General features: G+C 62.2%; 3 protein-coding genes. 1 reads left to right on the top strand and 2 read right to left on the bottom strand.

The genetic code is table 11. The features are described from left to right. Positions 1–93: 93 nt before the first annotated feature. Positions 94–849: an IS21-like element helper ATPase IstB gene (istB, locus tag INT39_RS22225; protein WP_095624296.1), complete on the bottom strand. Its 756-nt coding sequence runs from the start codon at positions 847–849 to the stop codon at positions 94–96. Positions 850–863: 14 nt separating this feature from the next. Then, positions 864–2,408, bottom strand: a complete 1,545-nt coding sequence (istA, locus tag INT39_RS22220; protein WP_193076141.1) for an IS21 family transposase — start codon at positions 2,406–2,408, stop codon at positions 864–866. Between the two features lie 31 nt (positions 2,409–2,439). Here istA and INT39_RS22215 point away from each other — a divergent pair, with 31 nt between their 5' ends. Continuing rightward, positions 2,440–2,601, top strand: coding sequence for a hypothetical protein (locus INT39_RS22215; protein WP_176472780.1), 162 nt, complete (start codon positions 2,440–2,442; stop codon positions 2,599–2,601). Positions 2,602–2,637 lie beyond the last annotated feature (36 nt).

Genomic DNA, 2,637 nt, shown 5'->3' with positions numbered 1-2,637 from the left:
TGCGTATTCCGGCGAGCGTGACCGGTCATTCCGGGCATCGTGACCGGTTTGCACACGGCCATCGCGCTGGAGTGGGTTTTGTACTTTAAGCGGTCACGATAGGTCAACTGCCGCCGGTGTCTCAGCCCTGGTTTTTCTCAGTGATTCCCCCTTCAGATTGAGTCGGTGGGCACCGTGGAGGAGCCGGTCCAGGATGGCGTCGGCCAGCGTGGCGGAGCCGATGTAGTCATGCCAGTGCTCGGTCGGCAGCTGACTGGCTATCAGAGTTGAGCCCCGGCCATGCCGGTCTTCGATGACCTCCATCAGGTCCTGTCGCTGCTGCGCGGTCACCTTCTGCATGCCCCAGTCATCCAGGATTAACAGGTCGGTTTTCAGTAGCTGGTTCATCAGCCGGGCGTAGCTGCCATCACCGTGGGCGATGCGCACCTGATCGAACAGCCGTGGCACCCGCAAGTAGCGTACGGACAAGCCTTGCCGGCAAGCCTGGTTACCCAGAGCGCACGCCAGCCAGGTCTTGCCGCAGCCGGTGGGTCCGGTTATGCACAGGTTCAGCGACTGCCTGACCCAGTCGCAGCTGGCCATTTCCGCCATACGAGAGCGCTCCAGTCCGCGCGGGTGGCGATAGTCGATATCTTCAACACAGGACGGCACCCGCAGGTGGGCCGCCTTGAGTAGCCGGTCCAGCCGGCGGTTTTCCCGGTGCAGCACTTCCCGATCCACCAGTAGGGCCAGGCGTTCCTCGAACGCCAAGTCGTGGGTGTCGGGCTGGATGCGCTGTTGCTCCAGGGCATCGCACATGCCGGTTAGTTTCAGTTGGCGCAGGGTATCGAGCGTGTTTTGAGTCAGCATGAGTTTCTCCGGTATCAGTGGTAGTAGTGAGAGCCGCGCACATTGGTGTGGCTGGGCAATTCGGTCATCTCAGTCTCGTCCTCGGATAGGGGCAGAGGCAGCTGATCCAGGCCCTGTTTCAGGATCGACGTAATGCTCTGGTAGCTGGTCGAGTTGATGGCCAGAGCCCGCGCACAGGCCTGCTCCAGACGATCACGGCTGTAGCGACGGCTGAGGTTCAACAGGCCCAGACAGGCGCGGTAACCATGCTCTGGATGGGGGCGGTCCCGGAGCTGCATCTGGACGACCGCCTGCGTGCTGGGGCCGATGTCCTTGCCCCAGTTGAGGAAGCGTCCGGGCGACCAGTTCTTATGGGCCTGATGCGACTTGGGCATGTGCTCGGTCAGGGTGACGAAGCGGTCCTTGCCGTGGCGGGGGTGCAGCGCCACCCGCTGCCCCTTGTGCATGACCTCCACCGCGTTATGGGTTACTCGCACGTCCAGCACCAGACCCACCAGGGCGTGGGGCACGCTGTACAGCCGCTTCTCCACGTCGATGTGGTAGTCGATGCCTGGCCGCGCTTTGCGCCATTCAGCGTAGACGTAAGGGGTTGCCGGCAGCGGTCGCAGGGCTGGCCGGTCAAGACCTTCGAACAGGCTCCGACGGCTCTCGCTCCGCCCTTGGAGCGGACGCTGGTTCAGCGGCGGTAACAGGTCGGCAATGGCCTTGTTCAGTTCGGCCAGGGTGAAGAAGGTCTGGTGCCGCAACCGGGCCAGGATCCAGCGCTCGACCAACAGCACGGCGGCTTCGGCTTTTGCCTTGTCCTTGGGCTTGTAGGGTCGTGCAGGCAGCACCGCAGTTCGGTAGTGCGCGGCCAGATCCGCGTAGGTCTCATTGATCGAGGGGGTGTATCGGTCTGCCTTGGTCACGGCAGCCTTGAGGTTGTCCGGCACCAGCAGCTCTGGCACCCCGCCGAAGAAGGCGAACATCCGCTGGTGCGAGGCAATCCAGTCCGGCAGGCGCTGACTCCAGGTGGCCTCGGAGAAAGTGTAGCTGGAGGCCCCCAGCACGGCGACAAAGACCTGTGCCTTGCGGATCTCGCCCGTAGCCCGATCCACCACCGGCACGGTAGGCCCGCAGTAGTCGATAAAGATCTTCTCACCAGCCCGGTGAACCTGACGCATGCTGCGCCGCTGCCGTTCACGCCAGCCCCGGTAGTGATGACAGAACTGGCTGTAACGGTAGGCTTTATCGCCGTGACGCTCCACGTACTCGGCCCAGAGCAGTTGCAGGGTGACCCCCTTGGCCTTGAGCTCCTGATGGACCTGGAAATAGTCCGGCTCGGCAAAGCGTGTGGGTGGTGTTGTGGCCGGGAACAGCAACGCCTCCAGCCGGGACTCGTCAGTGCCCTCAGGCAACGGCCAAGTGACGCCCTGAACCTTAGCCAGGCTGACGTACTTGCCAACCACTCCCTTGGAGATGCCGCAGGCCCGAGCGATGCGCTCATGACTCAGACCTGATTCGTACTTGAGGCGCAAGACCTCGATTATCTGTCGCATGGAAATCCTCGCAACCGGCATCCGCTCCTCCCCGAAGTGAAAAAGAACCGGTATGCCGAATAAAGTTGAAGAATTCCAGCAGGTTGGCGGTGATTCCGGGATCGTGACCGACGATTCCGGCATCGTGACCAGTGATTCCGGAGAACCACCCAAAATCGGTCACGATAAAACGGAATCAGCGGTCACGATCGCCCGGAACAGGCGGTCACGTTGAAACGGAATGGGTGGTCACGATGGCGCGGAATACGCA

The sequence above is a fragment of the Pseudomonas sp. FME51 genome (assembly GCF_014897305.1).
Note: the sequence above shows the minus strand (reverse complement) of the source record. Positions and strands in the feature narration are given on the sequence as shown.